The organism is Salinivibrio proteolyticus (genome assembly GCF_027286365.1).
GTDB classification, from domain to species: domain Bacteria; phylum Pseudomonadota; class Gammaproteobacteria; order Enterobacterales; family Vibrionaceae; genus Salinivibrio; species Salinivibrio proteolyticus.
Genome location: NZ_CP114584.1, coordinates 658,861 through 680,027, shown reverse-complemented (window position 1 = coordinate 680,027; position 21,167 = coordinate 658,861). Strand labels below are relative to the sequence as shown.

Genomic DNA, 21,167 nt, shown 5'->3' with positions numbered 1-21,167 from the left:
CTACAACAGCGCCTGCTGCCTTGTGGGTAGCAGGCCTTTGTGGTGTTTATCCGTTTAAGAGGGCAAGACTATGTTTCATCACTTCTTTTCGGACTACCTTGCCAGGCTGCAAGAACAAAACCAGCAATGGTGGCAGGATCTTGAGCAGGGCAAGGCAGCCGTAAACACACCGTTCAACCAAGCCATGCAGGAAATTAGCCTGCAAGACACTGCTCAGTTGCTGGAAGGTGCGGCTCAACAACCCGCTGCACTTTTACAGGTACAAATGCAGTGGTGGGAACAACAACTTCAAATTTGGCAAAACGCCATGCTCGCGCGCGACAATACCGAAGAGGTCGTCAGCGAAGAGCGAGATGACAAGCGTTTCAAAGACAAAGCATGGCAAGAAGACGTCTTGTACAACTTTATCAAGCAGTCTTACTTGCTGTTCGGGCGCACCTACATGCAAACCATCGATGCTATTGAAGGCCTCGATGAAAAAACCCGTGAGCGTCTCTCTTTCTTTTCACGTCAAGCGATTAACGCTATGGCGCCAAGCAACTATATCGCGACCAACCCTGAACTGTTGAAAATGACACTGGAATCTCAGGGCGAGAACCTACTTCGTGGTATGGAGCAGCTAAAACAAGACATGGAGTCAAGCGCCGATATTTTGAAAGTGCGCATGACCAACAACAATGCCTTCCGTGTCGGTGACGATGTAGCGAACACCCCAGGGGATGTGGTGTTTAAGAATGAGGTGTTTGAACTCATCCAATATCGTCCTATGACGGAGAAAGTACACGCGACCCCCATCTTGGTGGTGCCTCCGTTTATTAATAAGTATTACATTCTCGACTTGCGTGAGAAAAACTCACTAGTGCGCTGGCTGGTCGAACAAGGCCATACCGTGTTCTTGATGTCATGGCGTAACCCTTCTGCAGATCAAGCAGAGATAGGCTTTGAAGACTATGTGACGCAAGGCACTGTCAAAGCGGTTAGTGCTATCGAAGAAATTACAGGACAGTCGCAGATTAACGGCGTGGGTTACTGTATCGGTGGCACCGTACTGGCCTGCACGATTGCTTACTATGCCGCGAAACGCATGAAGGCGCGCATCAAGTCGGCGAGCTTCTTTACCACCTTGCTCGACTTCTCTCAGCCGGGTGAAATTGGTGCCTATATCAATGACAGCCTGATCCGAGCGATTGAAGCGCAAAATACAGCGCGTGGTTATATGGACGGCCGCTCACTCAGCGTCACATTTAGCTTGCTTCGTGAAAACAGCCTGTACTGGAACTATTACATTGAGAATTATCTCAAGGGAAATAGTCCCGTTGATTTTGACTTGTTGTATTGGAATAGCGATAGCACCAACGTGGCGGCGAAAACCCACAATTTTATCCTGCGCGATTTGTATCTTGAAAACAAATTGGTGCAAGACAAAGGGGTTAAAGTCGGTGGCGTCTGGATTGATCTCAACAAGATCAAGGTGCCAAGCTACTTCATCTCGACCAAAGAAGATCACATTGCCCTATGGCAAGGCACCTATCGCGGTGCACTGAATGTCGGTGGCAATAAAACCTTTGTGTTGGGTGAGTCTGGTCACATTGCGGGGATTGTTAACCACCCTGTGAAGAAAAAGTACGGATTCTGGACCAACGATAGTCTGCCTGATTCAGCCGATGAGTGGCTCGATAACGCGTCACATCACACGGGTTCTTGGTGGACGCATTGGGAGAAATGGCTGCGAAGCTATAGCCCAGATGAGCAGGTAGAGCCTTATGCAATCGGCTCTGAGAACTATCCGGTTCTTTATGCGGCGCCGGGTGAATACGTTCGTCAGGTTTTGCCGATTCACACAGAGGCAAAAACCGAACCTGAGCCTGAAGAAGCTAACGCTTAACCAACTACTGTCTCAATAATAAGAATGGCGGCGCAATTGTGGCTCATAGAGAGCGACGGCGCCGCTACTTTATTTCTCCTGCACTATACTCCTCTCATAGTCACAAGAACGATCAGGAGGCAGTATGAGGCTGATGGTGCAATGGGGATGCGCATTGTTGCTGATCCTTCCAATGCTCACACATGCGCAATCACTCCGCCTGGCGTCGGGTGAATACCCTCCTTTTATTTCGCAACACCTCCCCAACCAAGGCCCATTAACTGAAATTATTGTGTTGGCCACCGAAGAAGCTAATCTCGATTTGTCTTTTGGTTATTTTCCTTGGCATGAGTCGATGGCGTTGGCTCAGCAAGGTCAGTGGGACGGTACGGTTGGCTGGGCTTTCACCGAAGAGCGCGCACTGGATTTTATCTATTCAGATGCCATTTATACCGAAAGTGCCGTTTTCTTTTATCTCCGAGATAAAGCATTCGATTGGTCAAAGCCCGAGGATTTAGCCGGTCTTGCGGTCGGTGTCGGCCTTGGATATATCGACGTCAAGACACTGAGCCAATTACAAAAATCCGGTATTGATGTGAAGTTACAAGAATTTGCCAAAGAAGAAGACAAACTCCACGCGTTATTGAATAATCAGATTGATCTTGCACTAGGCAACAAAGATGTTTTGCAGCACATCATTCAAACGGCTCTCAGTGCTGAGCAAGCTCGTCAGTTGACGCATCATCCTCGTCCCTTTCGCGTAACCCCCTTACATGTGCTGTTTAGTCGTCAGATTGAACAGGGCTACGATCATTCCCGCGCATTTAATAAAGGGTTACGACGCATAAAAATGGATGGTCGCTATCAAGCAGTTTGGAATCAATTTCGACGGCAAAAAATGTCGGAATAGTCTCAGTTGAAGATTCATCGACATTGGTTTTGGTAAATGTCCGTTGACTTTGGAGTTGTTATGTGGCGATGGCTAATCATTTTATTCGCGTTCAGCCTCCCGGTGGTTGGTGTTGCCACGCCCAATTTGGTGCTCACGTCTGGCGACTACCGTCCATTTATTTCTGATCAATTGGCACATCAAGGGGTGTTGGCGCATATCGTCAAAGAAGCTGGCAAGCAACAGGGCATGGAGATAGAGATCAAGTTTGTCCTTTGGCAGCAAGCCAAAATAGAGGCACAAACCGGTAAAGCACACGGCACGGTTGGTTGGGGCTATACCCCAGAAAGAGAGCGCGACTTTATTTATTCAGCCCCCATTTATACTGAGTCTGTGGTCTTTTTCCACCTCAAAAATCGCTACTTCGATTGGCAGTCTTTAGAGAGTCTCAATGGTCTCAACGTCGGTATTAGCGAAGACTATATTGAAGACAATATGCTGGAAACCTTTAATCAAGAGGGTGGCAGCGTCATCATCCACAAATACCCGAACGAGTTCGAGAAGGTGAAAAGCTTACTAACCGGTCAAAGTGATGTGATTATCGGCAATCAATACGTCATCCATGACGTGGTGCGTAATCAACTTCGCAACGACGAAAGTCGTCACATCACATTTCATCCCAAGCCGCTTCGAGTGACCCCATTACATGTCTTATTCAGTCGTCAACACCCCCAAAGCGCACTGTGGGTCAGTCAGTTCAATCGAGGATTACGCCAGATAAAGATGAGCGGTGACTATCAGCGCGCTTGGAGTGCGTTTCGTATGGGAGAGTATGGGCTGATCGGCATCCCCGCCGAGCAGCCGTAGTTAATCGGCTTGGCGTATTTTATCCGCCTCGATCAATTTATATAAAATACGTGACACCGCGACGAACCCAAAACTGGCCGTCACCATGGTTGCCGCACCAAAACCACTGGCACAATCCATTCGCTTCGGCCCTTGTGCAGATGCCTTGCTTTCACAGACGCTGCCATCAGGTTGTGGGTATTTGAGTTGCTCGCTTGAAAAGACACAGTCAATCCCAAATTTTCGACCTTGAGTTTTAGTAAAGCCGTAAAAGCGACGCAAGTTGTTACGCAGCTTCGCCGCGAGTGGGTCTTGAATCGTTTTAGTCAAATCCGCCACTTGGATCTGGGTGGGATCGATCTGTCCCCCCGCGCCACCTACGGTAATGACTTTGATTTTGTGCCGCTTGCAGTGAGCCAACAAGGCCGTTTTGGGCTTGATGCTATCGATAGCATCAAGCACATAATCAAAGCGCTTGTCGATATACTCGGCAATATTATCCGGCGAGATAAAATCATCAATCACAGTCACTTGGCATTCTGGATTGATCGCCGCCACACGCTCGGCCATCACCTCGCTTTTGCTTTGGCCAATGGTCGCTTTCAAAGCATGGATTTGTCGATTGGTGTTAGTGACACACACATCATCCATATCAATCAGCGTGATGGCCCCAATCCCTGTCCGTGCCAGCGATTCCACTGCCCACGATCCCACGCCACCAATACCGATGACACAAATATGGCTCTGGTGAAACACCTCAAGCGCACGGCGTCCATATAAACGAGCCGTACCGCCAAAACGTTGCAGATAGGATTCTGATAGGGATTGAGTCATAACCATAGTCTTCATTGATCGCGCAGACAGGCGTTATACCGACTTGCTGATGGGATGTCTAGCCAGATCCCCTTTGAGGGTATCATACAACCAATTGATCACCTGCATAACCGCTGGTGAGCGCTGCTTATATCGCGCGCTGTAAAGATAATAGCCATAGCCGCTATCGATACTTAACCCCAACGGATTCACAATCTGATCGTTTGACAGGGCGGCTGAGACCATAAAGGTGGGGATTAACGCCATCCCCATCTGTTGTTTTACACCTTCAAGCGCCATAAAAAAGTGCTCAAACCCCGCTCCGTATTGCGGATTGCTGTCAGCCAGCCCAAATTGTTGCCAAAACTGCTCCCACAGTGAAGGGCGCGTCAAATGAGATAAAACCGGCACCTCCGATAACAACGCGGTCCGATCCAAAGGCTCTGGTAGCAAGGTCACTGATGCAACAAGCGATAAGTGTTCGTGAATTAAACAGACTCCTTGCGCGCCTGCCTGCTGATGAGGCTGACAGCGGATTAAAATATCCAGTTCACTTTCTTTCCCTTGGGGCACATAGTCACTGGCACTGACCACCACAGAAATATCAGGATGCTGCGATTTAAACACTGGCAGCTGAGGGATCAACCAAAGGCTAGCAAACGAGGGCGGCACCAATAAGCTGACGGACTCATGCCTTGCACTTTGCTGACGCGCTTGCGCCGTGGCATTGGTGATATCATTGACGCTGGCCGATATCATAGTTAAATAAGGCTCTCCGACTCTGTTTAGTCTTACTCCCCCAGCATGTCGCTCAAAAAGTGGTTGACCAATTCCTTCTTCGAGCTGCTGTATTTGCTTGCTCACCGTACTTTGGCTGACATGCAATACCTTCGCGGCTTCTGAAAAACTTCCTGTTTGAGCCACCGCAATCAGTGTTTGAAGCGAGCGCATCGACGGCAAACGCACATTCATCATCCCATTCCTTTTTTGCATGCCTGATGAAAATATATCCTTTGCGGTTTAAAACACAAGTTCACCATACTGAGTTATCACGCTTGCATTGAGGCCCTCGTATGAGTCATGTCTTTCACCGTCACTGTCATCATCTTCCCCCTACCATTGCCAGTGGTAATGGGATGTACTTAATCGACACTCAAGGTAACGAGTATCTCGATGCATGCGGAGGCGCAGCCGTCTCTTGCCTTGGGCACAACCACCCTACCGTGTTAGAGGCTATCCACCGTCAACTGGATGCTATTCCTTATGCGCATACCGGCTTTTTTACCTCCGCACCGAGTGAAGCACTTGCCGAGAAGCTGGCTGATCTTGCCCCTACTTCCATCAACCATGCTTACTTGGTCAGTGGTGGATCTGAGGCAATGGAAACCGCCCTCAAGCTCGCTCGCCAGTACTGGGTGGAAGTCGGCGAGCCCCAGCGCCAACATTTTATTGCTCGGCGACAGAGTTATCATGGCAACACCTTGGGCGCCTTGTCTGTGGGAGGGAATGCGTGGCGACGTGCTCCATTTGCGCCTTTATTGATGGATACCAGTCTGATTGCCCCCTGTTACGCCTATCGCGATCAAGGTCCCGATGAGACCGCTTACGAGTATGGTCAACGGGTGGCCAACGAGCTTGAAGCCATGCTGTTAGAAAAAGGCCCAGATACCGTCATTGGGTTTGTCGCAGAACCTGTGGTGGGCGCGACAGCCGGTGCATTGACCGCAGAGGCTGGCTATTTTTCTCGTATCCGCGCGATCTGCGACCAGTACAATATTTTGCTGATCCTCGATGAAGTCATGTGCGGTACGGGACGCACTGGGCGTTTTTTCGCCTTTGAGCATGAAGATATCGTTCCGGATATTGTTGCCATCGCTAAAGGGCTGGCTGCCGGTTATCAACCCATTGGCGCGACCTTAGTCTCAGATCGTCTCTATGAAGCGATTGCGTCTGGGTCAGGCTTTTTTCAACACGGCCATACCTTTATGGCTCATCCAACGGCATGTGCCGCTGCCTTAGCAACACTCACCACACTTGAGCAAGAAAGATTAGTTGACGCGGCGGAAAAACAAGGTAAGGCGCTTAAAACGGCGCTACATCATCAGTTTGATTCACACCCTTTTGTCGGCGACATTCGCGGACGTGGACTGTTTGTCGCGTTGGAGCTCGTAGCAGACAAGACCAGTAAACGTCCCTTTTCATCTGATCTCGCGCTCCATCAAACGATAAAACACACCGCCATGCATAACGGGCTGATGTGTTATCCCATGGGCGGTACCATTGATGGTAAGCAGGGGCATCACATCTTACTCGCACCGCCCTATATCATTGAATCAACTCATATAGCGGCCATCACCGACAAGTTAGCACTAACATTAGAGATGTGCTTGCCTTCTCAATAACGATACATTGATAGACGAGGGGAAAAGAATGCAAGACGCAAGGACGATCATGGTTGCCCCCAATGGTGCACGCTTACAGCCCACACACCACCCGAATGTGCCTGTCACCAACGAACAGCTTATTCACTGCCTGCACGAATGTGCAGACGCAGGTGCAACCATGGCACATATCCACGCCCGAGATACACAGGGGGCTCATAGCCTTGATCCCGCGCTAAACCAAACGCTATATCAGCAAGTGATGGATGCCGTCGGCGATCGCATGGTGATTCAACTCACCACCGAGGCCGTAGGCCGCTATTCTCCCCAGCAACAGATGGCTCTTATCCGAACCGTCAAACCGGAAGCCGCTTCCTTTGCGCTCAGAGAGCTTGTTCCTGATCATCAACCGACTCACCAAGCCGTGAAAGATTTTTTTGCTTGGACAGTGGAGGCGCGCATCTACAGTCAGTTTATTCTCTATCACCCTCAAGAATTGGCACGCTATTACGCGTTACGAGAACAAGGCATTCTTCCCTCGCAAGGTCATCACCTGCTTTTTGTTGCGGGCCGCGACCGAACGCCTCCCAGGGGCGCACCGGAAGATATCGTCGCCATGTATCAAGCTCGTCACTTAGATGACACTGTTCCGTGGTCTGTCTGTGCATTTGGCCAGCGAGAGCTTTCCTGTTTAACCACGGCCGCCTTGCTAGGAGGAGATATGCGGATTGGTTTTGAAAACAACACCTTCGATGTCCATGGTCGCGCAGCCCCCAATAACGCATACCAGATCACACAACTGCGCAACACGCTGGAAAAGCTGGGATATTGTACTAAACCTGTACAAGCATTGAGGCAAACCATGACCCAGTCGTTTTAACCCAATACTATTGCTTGCAAATATTGTTAAAAGATTGAAAAAATAGCGCGGTGACACTTTTTTGTCATATTTGCATCGAGTGTCATACCATCTTCGAGGGTGCGCCCGGATAGCAACCTCTAACTAAAAAGGAATCTTAAGCATGAAAGCGATGAAACCGACTCTGATTGCGCTCAGCTTTTCCGCTGCACTAGGAACCGCAGCAACCGCTCAAGCAAATCAGTTTGTGACCATTGGTACCGGTGGTGTTACTGGTGTTTATTACCCTACGGGTGGTGCAATCTGCCGTCTGGTCAATAAAAGCAAAGATGACCATGGTATTCGCTGCTCAGTAGAGAGTACGGGCGGTTCTATTTACAACATCAATACTATCCGTGCTGGCGAGCTAGATATGGGTATCGCCCAGTCTGACTGGCAATATCACGCTTACAAAGGCACCAGCAAGTTTAAAGACCAAGGCGAGTTCAAAGATCTGCGCGCGGTCTTCTCGATCCACCCTGAACCCTTTACTGTGGTCGCACGTGCGGACGCAGGGATTAAAACCTTTGATGATCTGGCTGGCAAACGCGTCAACATTGGTAACCCAGGATCAGGTCAACGCGGTACCATCGAAGTATTGATGGACCAAATGGGTTGGGATATGGACAAGTTCGGCCAAATCTCTGAGCTAAAGGCGGCGGAACAATCCAAGGCATTGTGTGACAACAAAATTGATGCCATGGTCTACACAGTCGGCCACCCAAGTGGCGCAATCCAAGAAGCGACCACTGCCTGTGATAGCGTGTTAGTGGAAGTGGCGAACGATGCAGCTAAACAGCTGATTGCTGACCGTGATTACTACCGTAAAGCCGTGATCCCAGGTGGCATGTACCGTGGTAACGATGGCGATGTCACTACGTTCGGTGTCGGTGCGACCTTTGTATCATCGACTCAAGTACCAGACGACGTGATTTACAACGTCGTTAAAGCGGTGTTTGAGAACTTCGATGATTTCCGCCGTTTGCACCCAGCCTTTGCGAATCTGAAGAAAGAAGAAATGGTAAAAGATGGCTTGTCTGCACCGCTTCATCCCGGCGCAGCACGCTACTATCGTGAAGCTGGCTTGATTGAATAATCAATCACGCTCAAAGGAAAAGCGAGCATTCAATGCTCGCTTTTTTATCGCTTCAACTCCGTGAGTGACACTCTCTAAGGCTGACTCGCAAGCTGTGGCGACAACGCTTCAAGCTTCCAAACTCGGCCAAAGTGTTTGTAATGCCCCGCTCGCTCTCCAGCGTCATTGCCCATACCGTGGTACAAATCAAGATGATTTTCTTTGACTGCGCCACCAGTATCCAATGCCATCAAAAGTTTTAATACATGCTCTCCAGTCCAGTTACCTTGCTCATCCAACTGAGGAACTTCAGCAAGTAACACACTGCCCATCGGTAAATAACGACGATCCGCTGCGACAGAGGCGCCCGCTTTCAACGGAATACCTGCGGTACCGCTCACGGGGTCTGCGGCCTTAGGCGTGAAGAAAACATAAGAGGGATTTTGTTCAAGTAACTCACGAACTTCCTCTTCACCGTGCGCCGCTACCCAGTCTTTGATCGCTTTCAGCGACATTTTTTCACGCGGCACTTCACCATTTTCAATCAAGACTTTACCGATGCTGACGTAAGGGTGGCCATTCTTGCCGCCGTAGGCAAAATACTCGAGTTGGTCGTTATCGCCAAAGTGGACAAAGCCACTGCCCTGAACTTCCATAATAAAGTTATCAATCAAAGAAGCGCTATAACCCAGCTCTAACCCCAACCCATCTAAGGCTCCATCATAAATCGCTTTGCGATCTGGGCAGTCGTCATCGCAAAAGGGTTTGGCATAAACCGGATAGCGGAACAAGGCATCGGGTTGATGGCGCATCTCAATCACTGGTGAGAAATAACCGGTAAACATCACGTTACCAAAGTCATCACCACCGCCCATTTGGTCGACACCCAGTCCAAACTCAGCAAGTGCTTCCACATTGCCTCCTGCATCCAGCCACGCTTGCAAACGCTGGTATACCGCTTGATGCTTGGCCACTAGCGAAGGCGATTTCGCTTTTACTTCGGCTAACTGATCATTAAACAGACTAAAGTCACGTGGGCTATCAGACACCACGTGTGGCACTGGAGTTAAAATTGATTCAAACCGCCCATCAACATATTGTTGACCACGGTCAGTGGGACGTACACACCCTGCGAGTGCAACCACACACCCCATCACGACTAACGCTTTTTTCACACTGTAATCCAATCAGTAGTTTGTAGCGCTAAGGCTCGCAAAAAGACCTACACTTCGCAATCACTTCTCATTGCTAAGTTGTAACTGCCTGCAAATCAATACACGTTGAATGTGATCAAATCTATCTTACCTGCCTGAAATAGGCGACATTCATGAAAGTGTCATATAATTGTTATGTACTGTGTCTGAAACAAAATTGCATAATAAATGCAACATCAAGGGAGTACAGGTTGCTATGGATCTGAAAGTTGGGCGTTCAACGCTTCTTGATACCGATGCAGTGGAATACCAATGGATTCGAATGATGGCCAGTGAGGGCTGCACTCGAAACACTATCAATACCAGCATTCAACGTTGTCTCGGTGGCGATGAAACCACCGCCGATATTCTTCGCCGCGTGGCCATGAAGCAGTGTTCGGTTAATGAACTGCTTTCATCTCTCGACGCGGTTAAATACTAGCGTGTAAAGTGGCGCCATATTGCCATTGATCGCAATTGGCGCCTCTTCACTTGCAGCAGCGCTGCGCGCAAACTTAATTCGCCTTACCGAACATAGACGTATAGTGCGCTGGCGATAGCCTTTCTAGCGTTGATTTATTCTCTACGCGATACAGATACTCTTGTGTGCCAATCGTGTACGACAGCTCATCGCCATCAAACGTATAAGCAGTAGTCGCACGACTGCCATTGGTATAAATACCATCCGAGCGCACCTCAAAACGGTCAGCCGCATAAGGGGCCACATCTAGTTCCACCCACTCACCGTATAAATCTTTTTTGGTCATATCAGGGGCAAAAAACTCGGGGCGAGTTGCCACAAGAAAACTGGCGCCACCCGCTAGAATAATAAACACCAGTAAAAATATTTGTTTGGTCAACCGCACGCTACAACCTCACTCACTGATAATCAGGACATTTTAACCAATCCCATTGTCTACTTTAGACGCAGTTTGCAAATCTTGTGAGTTTGGTTCCCAAACAGACGCTAACTTGCCTACGTCACCTTGCCTCTTTATCGCTCGGGCGCGCAGACGACAGCGCATAGTAAAATGACTAAAGGCTTGACACTTATCACCCAAAGAGAATAAAAAGGCACTATAAGTGAATATTTAGACGGATAGACACGTGAAGATAAGAAGTACCGCACTGGTTAAAGGATTTCGTCAATCGGCGCCGTATGTCAACGCTCACCGAGATAAAACCGCGGTGATCATGCTGGGTGGCGAGGCGATGGCGGATGAGAACTTTCAGAATATCGTCAATGATATCGCCCTACTCAATAGCCTGGGCATGAAACTAGTATTGGTGTTTGGCGCCCGCCCGCAAATCAATCGTGCTCTTAATCAGTACGGACTGGAAACGCCTTATCACAAAGGTATTCGCATCACCGACAGCCACGCGCTTGAAGTGGTCAAACAAGCGGCCGGTCAAGTGCAGCTCGACATTACGGCGCGTTTATCCATGGGGCTCAACAACACCCCAATGGCGGGCGCTCAGATCAATGTGATCAGTGGTAATTTTGTTATTGCGCAACCCTTGGGCGTCGATGATGGGATTGATTATTGCCATAGTGGCAAAATTCGCCGCATCGATATTGACGGCATTCAGCGCCAGCTCGATCAAAACGCGATTGTGCTGATGGGGCCAGTAGCCAGCTCAGTCACAGGCGAATGCTTTAACCTCACCTCCGAAGAAGTGGCGACTCAGGTCGCGATTCGGTTACGCGCAGACAAGTTGATTGGCTTTTGCTCTGAACAAGGGGTCTTAAACCCAGACAATGAGGTGATTTCTGAGTTACTGCCCACCCAAGCCCAGCCACTTCTAGAAGCGAGAGAAGCCGCTGGCGATACTGGCTCTGGCACCAGTCGCTTTTTACGGGGCGCGATTGCTGCGTGTCGCGCGGGCGTTACGCGTAGCCATTTAATCAGCTATAAAAAAGACGGCGCCTTGATTCAAGAGCTGTTCTCGATTGAAGGGATCGGCACCCAGATCGTGATGGAGCGTGCCGAAAAAGTGCGCCAAGCCCAGATTGACGATATCGGTGGGATCTTGGATTTGATCCGACCTTTGGAGCAACAAGGGATCCTGGTGCGCCGCTCGCGAGAACAATTGGAGCAAGAAATCCCTCGCTTTACCATCATCGAGCGAGATGGATTGGTGATAGGCTGCGCCGCCCTCTACCCGTTTAGTGAGGCGCGTACCGGCGAGATGGCTTGCGTCGCCATTCATCCGGATTATCGTGATGGCGACCGCGGCGTCATGCTCCTCAATCACCTCAAGCAACGTGCTAAAGCCAAAGGGCTCGAGACCATTTTTGTGCTCACCACCCACAGTTTACATTGGTTTTTGGAACAAGGCTTTTTACTCTCCGATGTATCAGCACTCCCCAACACTCGCCAAGAGCTGTACAACTATCAGCGTCGCTCTAAGGTGCTGACCTTAACGCTTTAGCGGATTTCGTCACACTCAAGGCGCTATTAAAGCATCCGGCAAACCACTATACCTTGCGGTGCGTGCGCTCACACCGTGGCGCAGCACCGGCCAAGACGCGTAAAGATCAAGCTGGTGCTTCGCCCGCGTGATGCCGGTGTAAATCAGCTCGCGGGTGATCACCGGTGAAATAGTGGGCGGACATACCAACACCGTATGCGCGAACTCCGAACCCTGTGATTTATGCACCGTCATCGCAAACGCGGTTTGATGGGCGGGCAGACGGCTGGCAAGCAAATAGCGCACCTCGCCATCATGGGTTTCAAACGCTACTCGCGTAATCCCTTCATGCTGCACCGCAATCCCAATGTCACCGTTATACAGCCCCAGAGCATGATCGTTTTGCAAAATCATGATCGGTCGGCCGTGGTACCAGGTGTCACGCTCTTTGGCGATCAGCCCTGTCGACGCCAAGTGCTGCTCAATGGCTTGGTTGAGACCAGCGACGCCAAATGGACCTTCAGTCAATGCACACAACAAACGAAATTGGCTAAAGGCACTCAGCACGTCCGCCATCGATGACGGATTTTCGAGCGTTGCATTGTCGAGTGCCGTTAAGTAACTGCGATATCCTGTCACCGCTTGTTGCATCAGGGCCTGATAGCTGTCATCACTCAACACATGGTGGGCAATATCGCTATAGCCGCGTTTTAACACCGCCCCCACCTCAGCCATTTCTCCTCGGTTCACCGCAAAGGCGAGCTGGCCAATGCCGGATTGGGCATCAAAGCGATAGCTCTTTCGCAGCAGACACAGAGCACTGGCAATCGCTGGCGCGTGCGGGTTTTCGGGTACATCAAAGCCAGTCAGTTGGCTTAAACGCGCTGCTTGCGCCGCTGGATAGCCCGCCTCGGCGTACTGACAAATATCGCCTAGCACCGCCCCCGCTTCCACAGAGGCAAGCTGATCTTTATCCCCCAGCAAAATAATGCGTGTTGAGGGCGCCAAGGCATCGAACAGCTGTGCCATCAAAGGCAAGTCCACCATTGAGGCTTCATCGACAATCAACACATCCGCATGCACGGGATTATTTTTATGATGGCGAAACGCCACTCGCTGCGGAATCGCCCCTAATAATCGGTGAATGGTACTGGCTTGGGTTGGCAGCGCCGCTTTCACGTCATGATCAACAGGCAAAGCGGCAATCGCCCGCCCCAGTGATTCAGTCAATCGGTTAGCCGCTTTACCGGTCGGGGCCACCAGCTTGATAGTGAGCGCTGCAGAGGCTGTACGCTCGGCGTGGTGCGAGGCCACCAGCGCCGCCAACAAACGGGCGACGGTGGTGGTTTTACCCGTACCCGGCCCACCCGAAATCACCGCAAAAGGCTGGGTCAACGCGGTGGCTGCCGCCACTTTTTGCCAGTCTATCTCTGCCTGTGAGGCGGCAAATAAATTATCTAGGGTTTGTCTGGCCTCATCCGGTACCGGCAGCGCCGTCAGACGCTGGCGAATATGCCCTGCCACTTGCTGCTCGGCATGCCAGTAGCGATGCAAATACAGTCGGTGTCCGGCAAGCACCAAGGGCGTCGCCTGCGTCCCGTCAGACACCACCGACGCCTGTGCCAATTGCTCGCTTGGCGCTTGGCTATCAATGTGCGCCAATAAAGGCTGCCAAGCGACGTCACTGGGTGGCTGCCACTGGTGCAAATCAAGGCAGACATGGCCTTTGCCCACCTCGCGGCTCAGCAGCGCCGCCCATACGGTGATAGCAGCCTTATCTAATTGGGTGTCTTCTTCGCCCATCAAACAAGCAAATTGCACATCAATCGCTCGTAATTCCCCGCGCTGGTATAGTGCCATTAATGCTTGTTTCATACCGACTCTCCAGCAAACAGGTTGTCCAAGGCGTCAATCAGTGCCTTGTCGGGACGGTGCGCGAACACACCGGTCTCGCCGCTATCACTGGCGCCCCGTAAAAAGAAATAAAACACGCCCCCCACATGGGTGTCGTAATCATAATCTGGGATCCGCTGGCGCAAAAAGCGGTGCAGCGCCAAGGTATAGATCTGGTACTGAAAGTCGTATCGGTGCGCGATCATCGCCTCTTTGAGCGCATCAGGATGATAATCGGCCACACTGTCCCCTAAATGGTTCGACTTCCAATCCAGCACGTAATACTTGCCGTCGGCGCGGAAGGTTAAATCGATAAAGCCTTTTAACATCCCGCGCGCCGTCTCAAAGGTGAGCTGGCCAGCTCGCGCTGATAAGGCATCATATCGCGCGGCAAGTCGATTCAATCGCTGGCAGTCCAGTGCGGCCAAAGGCATCACGAACTCCATCTCCGTTAACCGACTGGCGTTGTCAATTTGGTTCAGCCTCAGCCCTTGCTCATTAAGCGGATGTTTCAATACCTGAGTCATCCACTGCTGCAATATCGGGCACCACTGCGGGTCATAGTTTTCCAAGCTAAGGTGATGGGTGATGAGTTCAGCGACCTCTTCACCCATCAAATCAGCGGTAAAGTCCACCTCTTCAAATAAGGTGTGTAAAAAGGTACCGGCTCGCGCGCCTTTGGGAAACGCAAAAACCGACCAAAGGTCCACCGCCACATCTGCTGTCTCCTCGTCAGCGAGGTCATCGTCCGCGTCCAAGTCATAACTGGCCAATGTTGGTAAAGCGCTGATGTGATGGCTTTGTTTTAACAGCCCTGAGTAACTGGTTAACCGCCACTGACGGTCAATTTTGCCGTCAAACTGACGCGCGCTTAGCGCCTCGTGCGCCCCCGTTTGAGGGGCATAATGGCTATCATCCGGTTCAGGCGGCGCGACCACCGCCACCGCATCGCTCGCGCTCGCCAATCCAGCCAAACTCTCGGCCAGCAAACTAGCATCACCGGCTTCTCCATGCTGGAGCAAATAACCGAGGGCCGTTAAGTGCAAAGCCGAGTCTTTTTGCCGACTATTACCTTGTTTAAGGGGCGCACAGCCGATAAAACACCCATACACGGCGCGCGTCACCGCCACATATAGCAAGCGGATATCTTCAGCCAGCCGCTCTTTTTCAGCACGTTCTTTGCCTTCATCGACATTATCCAGCGCCAGCACCGGCTGATACTGTTCATCATGATAAAACGGTTGGCTGCTTTCGCGATACTGACAAGCGAACGGCAAGTAAACCAGATCGTATTCCAAGCCTTTTGATTTATGGATGGTGACGATTTGCACCAAATCACGCTCCGACTCCAACCGCACCTGCTGCTCTTCCGATTGTTGAGCCGGCTCGGCCATTCGCTCTTGTAACCAGCGGATCAGCGCGTGTGGGTTGTCCAATTGCTGGCTGGCACTTTGCAGCAACTCCGCGATATGCAAAAAGTCGGTCACACAGCGTTCGCCTTGCGGCATCGCCAACCAGTTTTCTGCCACTTGGCGGGCACTGGCGACTTGGCGAAGCATCGGCATCACCCCACGACGCTGCCAAGTATCACGGTAATGGCTAAAGGCCACCACCTCTTGCTCCCACAAGGCTTCGTCTTGATTGAGTAACGCCAGCTGCTCTGCGGTCAGGCCAAATAAAGGGCTGGCTAGCGCTGCCCGCAACTTACGCTCGTTTTCAGGCTGCATGACCGCCACTAAAATGCGCTCAATATCGCTGGCGACGGGGCTGGCGAACACATTATCACGGTTAGAAAGATACACAGACGCCACGCCTTTTTCGGCCAGCGCTTGCTTGACCAGCTGTGCCTCGCGTCCGGTGCGCACCAACACAGCGATATTGTGCGGCTGAATGTCGGCTCGGCCGGACGGAGTTTGTAGATAACTATTGCCCGCCATCGATTGGTTGAGTACCTGAGTGATATGCTGTGCGGTACTCACCGCCAAGGTCTGTTCAAAATCTTGCTTGGCACACAATTCATCCGGGCTGTGATGCCAAAAGGTGAGCGCGGGCTGCTCGTTTCCCTCCACCACCAGCGCCTTTTGTTTGGCGCTAGGCGAAGAGGCCACCTCTAAAAAGGGAATACTGTCTTGATAGACAAACGGTGCCTTCGCACGTGAGAACAAGGCATTGACCCCGCGCACCATGCCATCTGTCGAGCGCCAGTTGGTGGCAAGGTTATAGTGATCACTCACCTGTGCACGGGCATGAATATAGGTGAAGATATCGGCGCCACGAAAGGCATAAATCGCCTGTTTAGGATCGCCAATCATCATTAAACCGGTGCGCTCATCCTCTTCCCCTGTGTCTGTCTCTGCGTCTGCGAATACAGGGGCATCGTCCGCCACTGGCGGCTGATAGACAGTGCTAAAAATCTGATATTGCAGCGGGTCGGTGTCTTGGAATTCATCAATCATTGCCACCGGATATAAGCTGCGAATACGCGCAGCCAACTGGCCTTGGCTATCTTGGTCAAGTGCGCTGGCAAGCTGAGAAAGGAGATCGTCAAACGAGAGCCACCCTTGACGGCGTTTTTCTTGGCGGAGCAGCTGCCGAACTTCTTTGATCGCCAGCGCGGTTAATCCCGGCTTTAACGTCGGCGGCTGATCAACCAATGCCTGAATTTGATCAAATAGCGCTAGACTCGGTGGTTCTGCTTTACTCTTGGCCGCTAATGTCTGTTGAGCGAATTTTTCCAATTTGTCAGGCAATTGGTAATCAAGCGTCTCGGCATTGGCCCATTGTTCCATCGCATTCAGCCAGTTCGCCAAATGGTCTTTGCGATAACTGCGGCCATCGAGTTTAGCGGCGCTGAGTTGTTCGGTGATCTGCTCCCCCGCCTCGCGCCATGCGCGCTTCACCCCGTCAATCTTGGCAATCGCCGCTTGGTGTGCCGCCGTGAGATCTTCGCCGAGATCAGGCGCCTTAACCGTGACAGCCGGTCCGGATAAATAGGGCGCAATCTCTTTTAATAAGGCTTCCGGTGCGGGCCAGTAGCTGCTCACCACACCGGCTAACGATTTAGGCAGCGGATAAAAACGACGACGCCAAAAATCGGCCGCCGCGCGCGCTTTGATCTGTCGCTCGTCGGTGACAAATTCATGACTGAACAGGCTGCCCGATTCAAACGCATTTTGGGTCAGCATCCGCTGACAAAAACCGTGAATGGTATAGATGGCCGCCTCGTCCATCTGACGTTCGGCCTCTAACAGTCGCTGCGCCGCGGTTTTATGATCGCTAATCTCTGCCAGCAAAGGTTCAATGATAGGATCGTCACTCTCACCGCGCATAAAGGCAAAACGCGCCTCATGAATGCGACGCCGAATACGGTCTTTTAGCTCTTGGGTTGCCGCTTCGGTAAACGTCACCACCAGTATTTGCTCGACCCGACACGGCGCTGCGCGGCCATGCCCAAGCAACAATCGCAGGTACAAGCCAGCAATGGTAAACGTCTTTCCGGTGCCAGCGGAGGCTTCGATTAATCGGACGCCATCAAGTGGCAAGGTGAGCGGGTTGAGGATCTGCGGTTCCATATCATTATTTCATCGCCTAGTCTGCCCGCTATTGTAGCAACCCCTTGGGGTAAAACATATTCGGGCAAGAGTAACAATTGCAGGATCCTTCAAACTAACACGCAAACATTTCACTTGAGGCCTTGTTTTCTAGGCGGGTTAGCGGATGATTCAAACTCAACGAACAATACAATATCAGAAAAGTACTAAATAATTGTTCTTAATCAGGTGCAGAGAAAGCACTCGCGAAAAATTAAAGGGCTTGCATAAACAGGTATATGGATATACGCTGATTTTGAATCGCTTATCTCGAAAGGCTAAGCATACGCAGGTGAAACTGCCAATCCATTGAAAACGGATGATGACCCGCATGAAAATCCAAAGTCAAGCTTACTCTCCTCTTTTCTCTACAGTTTATGATGAGAAAACTCCCATCGGCTATCTTGGTCGTGGTACACACTACTCTATATTTAGAGCTGCCCAATTTCTTAACAATATGTATCAACCTCAAACGCCATTGAGAGCACAAGACTTTTGTGTTGTTTGGGATGAAGATCATGATACCCGTATCATAGAAGTCATTGAGATATTATATCTTAATAATTTACTCGCACCCGTTCTTTATATTGGAGAAAGGAAAGGAGGTGTAAGTGTCATACTTGATAAAAGCTTTTATGATAATAAAACCTTACTAAGTAGCTTCTATCAGCAGTTGTCAATTATCACTCAAGGACTTAACGATCCATGGTGTTCTGATGTTGGTTACTTTGATCCAACGAGTAAATGTGTTGAGCCAGTTGCATTAATAAATGACTCAATTGATAAAGTTACTGTTTACCTGAACAACATAAATAATCTTTGGTCTCTTGGGCACAAAGGTTTTTGATCAAAAAATAGTGTTCAGTAATATAATATGAAACATAACACATACTTTATTGGACCTTTAAAGTGCAAAAAAGGCCAGCATCGCTGGCCTTGGTTCATTGATTGAGACTCGAGGTTTACGACTGAATCCACACTGGGTTGGTCCATGCAGTGCTGCCGTCTTTATCTTCCACTTCTAGGTTGATCCAGCCTTCTGCATCCGCAGGAATAGACAGCGATAGCTCAAGACGCTGTGTGCTCTCTTCAGGGTTAATGGTAATGCTGTTTAGCACCTCACCACCTTGACCGATTAAGCGCACTTCTTTGAGGCCATCAGCGGCGACGACGTTAATATCCCATTTATCACCTGCCTTGGCGGTTTCACCAAACATGATGTTTTGTGGGTACAAGATTGGTCCCTGCGTGGCATAGCCGTGACCGGCTTTTAACGCTTTGGCAAAGGCGAGCGGCGTCAATTCGCCGTCAACGTGCGCCATCATACGAATACGACCGGTGAGCTGGTTCCACGCATCATGGGTATCAGTACCCGCGGTGAGGTACATGGCTTCGCCTTGATCCCAAAGCTTGTGCGCTTTTTCAAGCGTCGGCTCGTTATCGACACGTGCGTTAAGTTCCATCAGATCGAAACGGTCGGTCTTACCGCCCGGCACCGCATCCTTAGCGATATTGGTGAAGTAGCCATAATCGTTATATGGATGGTTCATCGGCACCACTTCTGCACCCATCTCATGTGCAGCATCAATCAGAGTATGTACGTCATCAGTACCCGGATCGACCGTCAGCGCAGCGCCATTGTCGATGGGGAATGGATTCATGTGACCCCACGATGGTGAGATTTCAATCGATGGAATGAAAGGCACACCACGTTTCGCTGATAAGTCAGCAAACACTTTGTGATTAATGGTGGAGTCGTGATCACTGATAAAGGTCAGATCCAAGTCGGTTGCCAACTGAGCACGCACCACGATTTCTGGTGGGGTTACCCCTTCCAACACATTACCGTGGTGGTGCAAATCAGCACCATACCAATGGTTACGATTTGGGAAGGTAACCTGAGGCACTTTCACCACTTGTTGGTTGGTTTTGCCCGACTCGAGCGTTACATCCAAGGTTTGTGATTCTGCGGTAAAGCCCGCACCGGCGTTAATGCCCAGCTTGTATTCACCCGGTGCCAGCTTTAGCTCAGCATGGCCGGCTGGCAGCAAGTCAGTGAAGAAGGTGCGTTTACCCAAAAATTCAACCGGTGGCGCTTGGCCTTCAATGATAGTCACACGCGCGTCTTTAGCGACACCAGAGGTCGCTTCTTCCACGTTAAGCGCAAGCGTCGCTGGGCTTTTCAGCGATGTGAAGTCCAGTGTCTGCTCACTGTCAGCACTCACGGTAATAGATTGCGGCTGGCTATTCGCATGCCCGGTTGCCGTGCCGTACACTTGGTACTTGCCTTCCGGCAAGGCCATGCTGTACTGACCATCTTTAGCGAGCGTCCACGCGTAAGGGTGGCCGTCTTTTTCAATCATCACAATCGCATCGGCAGGCACGTTACCATTGTCGGCGCGAAGTTGGCCGCTAATGGTGCCCGTCGCTTCGCCATGACGCTCAGCTTCGGCTTTAACAATCGGTGCCATATCGCCGTTTGGAACAACCTGCAGCTTTGAGTCAAAGGTACGGGTTTCACCGGCTTTAAGCGTGTGGCCCAAATACATGTCGCGGCCATTGTATTTGATGCGGTCAAAGTAAGGCGCATGCAACGCAAACGCCCAATCTCGGTCATACGCGACCATGCGATCGGCAAGGGCGTTATCCGCCATCGCTTCTTCATTGCCTTCAAGGCCCGGCACTGCGAACTGATAACCCGTATCCGGCCAAATCGTGTGGCCTGATTCCAGCTCAAGATCGTCTTCGCCTTGGTTGGTCATCACGGTTTTCAGCCCAATCGAATCAGAGCCTGCTTCCAAGGTATACCAAGTGGTAATGTCGACCTTGTCGAAGTTACGGCTCACTTTGATCACCGCTTTTTCATCGCTGTCTTCCACAACCTCAATCGACTTACGCTCGTTCGGCCAAGCCGACCAGCTGTTGGGGATGAAATCTGCAAAAGCGACTCGGTCTAGATCAATTTTGCCATTTTTCACCGCCGCGAGATCCACCAAGGTGCCACGTGGCACACCCCACGGTGGCGCAGACTCAACCGCCAATGCAAACGCGACATGCTCGTTTTTTACGGTGATGTCTTGGGCGTGCGTTGCCTCGCCGTCGGGAATCGCCGTTTTACCCTGTGTAATGCTGACGTCGGCATGCGCTGAGGCACCCAACAGTAGTCCAGACACTAAGGTCGCCACCGCGCTTTTTGAGAATTTATGCATGAAGGCACATCCTTTTTTTCATGGTTTGTTATATGAATTTTCGATGACATTGTGCGTTAACTTAATTACACGTTCAAATAAAAAACCAACAAAAACCATCATCA

16 protein-coding genes are annotated in these 21,167 nt (G+C 50.7%); 9 read left to right on the top strand and 7 right to left on the bottom strand.

Annotated elements, in window-relative coordinates:
* Window positions 1-70: 70 nt before the first annotated feature.
* The 3 genes from N7E60_RS03305 to N7E60_RS03295 all read left to right on the top strand — a co-directional run bounded on the left by N7E60_RS03305 (window position 71) and on the right by N7E60_RS03295 (window position 3,620).
* Window positions 71-1,885: a class I poly(R)-hydroxyalkanoic acid synthase gene (locus tag N7E60_RS03305; RefSeq protein ID WP_269598131.1), complete on the top strand. Its 1,815-nt coding sequence runs from the start codon at window positions 71-73 to the stop codon at window positions 1,883-1,885.
* A 124-nt stretch (window positions 1,886-2,009) separates the two neighbouring features.
* Entirely contained in the window at window positions 2,010-2,774 is a 765-nt protein-coding gene (locus tag N7E60_RS03300) for a substrate-binding periplasmic protein (protein ID WP_269598130.1), read from the top strand.
* Window positions 2,775-2,834: 60 nt separating this feature from the next.
* Entirely contained in the window at window positions 2,835-3,620 is a 786-nt protein-coding gene (locus N7E60_RS03295; RefSeq protein ID WP_269598129.1) for a substrate-binding periplasmic protein, read from the top strand.
* Here the strand turns inward: N7E60_RS03295 and tcdA are convergent, their stop codons facing one another.
* Window positions 3,621-4,439, bottom strand: coding sequence for a tRNA cyclic N6-threonylcarbamoyladenosine(37) synthase TcdA (gene tcdA, locus N7E60_RS03290; RefSeq protein WP_269598128.1), 819 nt, complete (start codon window positions 4,437-4,439; stop codon window positions 3,621-3,623).
* Between the two features lie 27 nt (window positions 4,440-4,466).
* On the bottom strand, window positions 4,467-5,387 hold the full coding sequence (locus tag N7E60_RS03285; protein WP_269598127.1) for a LysR family transcriptional regulator: 921 nt from the start codon (window positions 5,385-5,387) through the stop codon (window positions 4,467-4,469).
* Window positions 5,388-5,485: 98 nt separating this feature from the next.
* Between N7E60_RS03285 and N7E60_RS03280 the strand changes: the two genes are divergently transcribed.
* The 3 genes from N7E60_RS03280 (at window position 5,486) to N7E60_RS03270 (ending at window position 8,787) form a co-directional block, all read left to right on the top strand.
* Window positions 5,486-6,814, top strand: coding sequence for an aspartate aminotransferase family protein (locus N7E60_RS03280; RefSeq protein WP_269598126.1), 1,329 nt, complete (start codon window positions 5,486-5,488; stop codon window positions 6,812-6,814).
* Window positions 6,815-6,863: 49 nt separating this feature from the next.
* Window positions 6,864-7,673, top strand: a complete 810-nt coding sequence (locus tag N7E60_RS03275) for a BKACE family enzyme (protein ID WP_269598125.1) — start codon at window positions 6,864-6,866, stop codon at window positions 7,671-7,673.
* 142 nt (window positions 7,674-7,815) lie between these two features.
* The gene (locus N7E60_RS03270; RefSeq protein ID WP_069588547.1) at window positions 7,816-8,787 is read left to right on the top strand and encodes a TAXI family TRAP transporter solute-binding subunit; all 972 of its coding nucleotides are present in this window, start codon (window positions 7,816-7,818) and stop codon (window positions 8,785-8,787) included.
* Between the two features lie 74 nt (window positions 8,788-8,861).
* On the opposite strand, the gene mltA is transcribed toward N7E60_RS03270, so the two are convergent.
* The gene (gene mltA, locus N7E60_RS03265) at window positions 8,862-9,941 is read right to left on the bottom strand and encodes a murein transglycosylase A (protein WP_269598124.1); all 1,080 of its coding nucleotides are present in this window, start codon (window positions 9,939-9,941) and stop codon (window positions 8,862-8,864) included.
* Window positions 9,942-10,176: 235 nt separating this feature from the next.
* On the opposite strand from mltA, the gene N7E60_RS03260 reads away from it, so the two are divergent.
* Entirely contained in the window at window positions 10,177-10,401 is a 225-nt protein-coding gene (locus N7E60_RS03260) for a hypothetical protein (protein WP_069586647.1), read from the top strand.
* 73 nt (window positions 10,402-10,474) lie between these two features.
* On the opposite strand, the gene N7E60_RS03255 is transcribed toward N7E60_RS03260, so the two are convergent.
* Window positions 10,475-10,819 carry a DUF2850 domain-containing protein gene (locus tag N7E60_RS03255; RefSeq protein WP_269598123.1) on the bottom strand — a complete coding sequence of 115 codons (345 nt, stop codon included), beginning with the start codon at window positions 10,817-10,819 and terminating at the stop codon, window positions 10,475-10,477.
* 247 nt (window positions 10,820-11,066) lie between these two features.
* On the opposite strand from N7E60_RS03255, the gene argA reads away from it, so the two are divergent.
* Window positions 11,067-12,392, top strand: a complete 1,326-nt coding sequence (gene argA, locus N7E60_RS03250; RefSeq protein WP_269598122.1) for an amino-acid N-acetyltransferase — start codon at window positions 11,067-11,069, stop codon at window positions 12,390-12,392.
* Between the two features lie 15 nt (window positions 12,393-12,407).
* Here the strand turns inward: argA and recD are convergent, their stop codons facing one another.
* Window positions 12,408-14,246: an exodeoxyribonuclease V subunit alpha gene (gene recD / locus N7E60_RS03245; protein ID WP_269598121.1), complete on the bottom strand. Its 1,839-nt coding sequence runs from the start codon at window positions 14,244-14,246 to the stop codon at window positions 12,408-12,410.
* Window positions 14,243-17,836, bottom strand: coding sequence for an exodeoxyribonuclease V subunit beta (gene recB, locus N7E60_RS03240; RefSeq protein ID WP_269598120.1), 3,594 nt, complete (start codon window positions 17,834-17,836; stop codon window positions 14,243-14,245). The genes recD and recB overlap by 4 nt, the downstream gene beginning before the upstream one ends.
* A gap of 337 nt (window positions 17,837-18,173) precedes the next feature.
* Here recB and N7E60_RS03235 point away from each other — a divergent pair, with 337 nt between their 5' ends.
* A complete protein-coding gene (locus N7E60_RS03235; RefSeq protein WP_269598119.1) occupies window positions 18,174-18,701 on the top strand; it encodes a hypothetical protein in 528 nt (175 codons plus the stop codon).
* A gap of 115 nt (window positions 18,702-18,816) precedes the next feature.
* On the opposite strand, the gene N7E60_RS03230 is transcribed toward N7E60_RS03235, so the two are convergent.
* A complete protein-coding gene (locus N7E60_RS03230) occupies window positions 18,817-21,063 on the bottom strand; it encodes a CehA/McbA family metallohydrolase (protein WP_269598117.1) in 2,247 nt (748 codons plus the stop codon).
* Window positions 21,064-21,167: the final 104 nt, after the last annotated feature.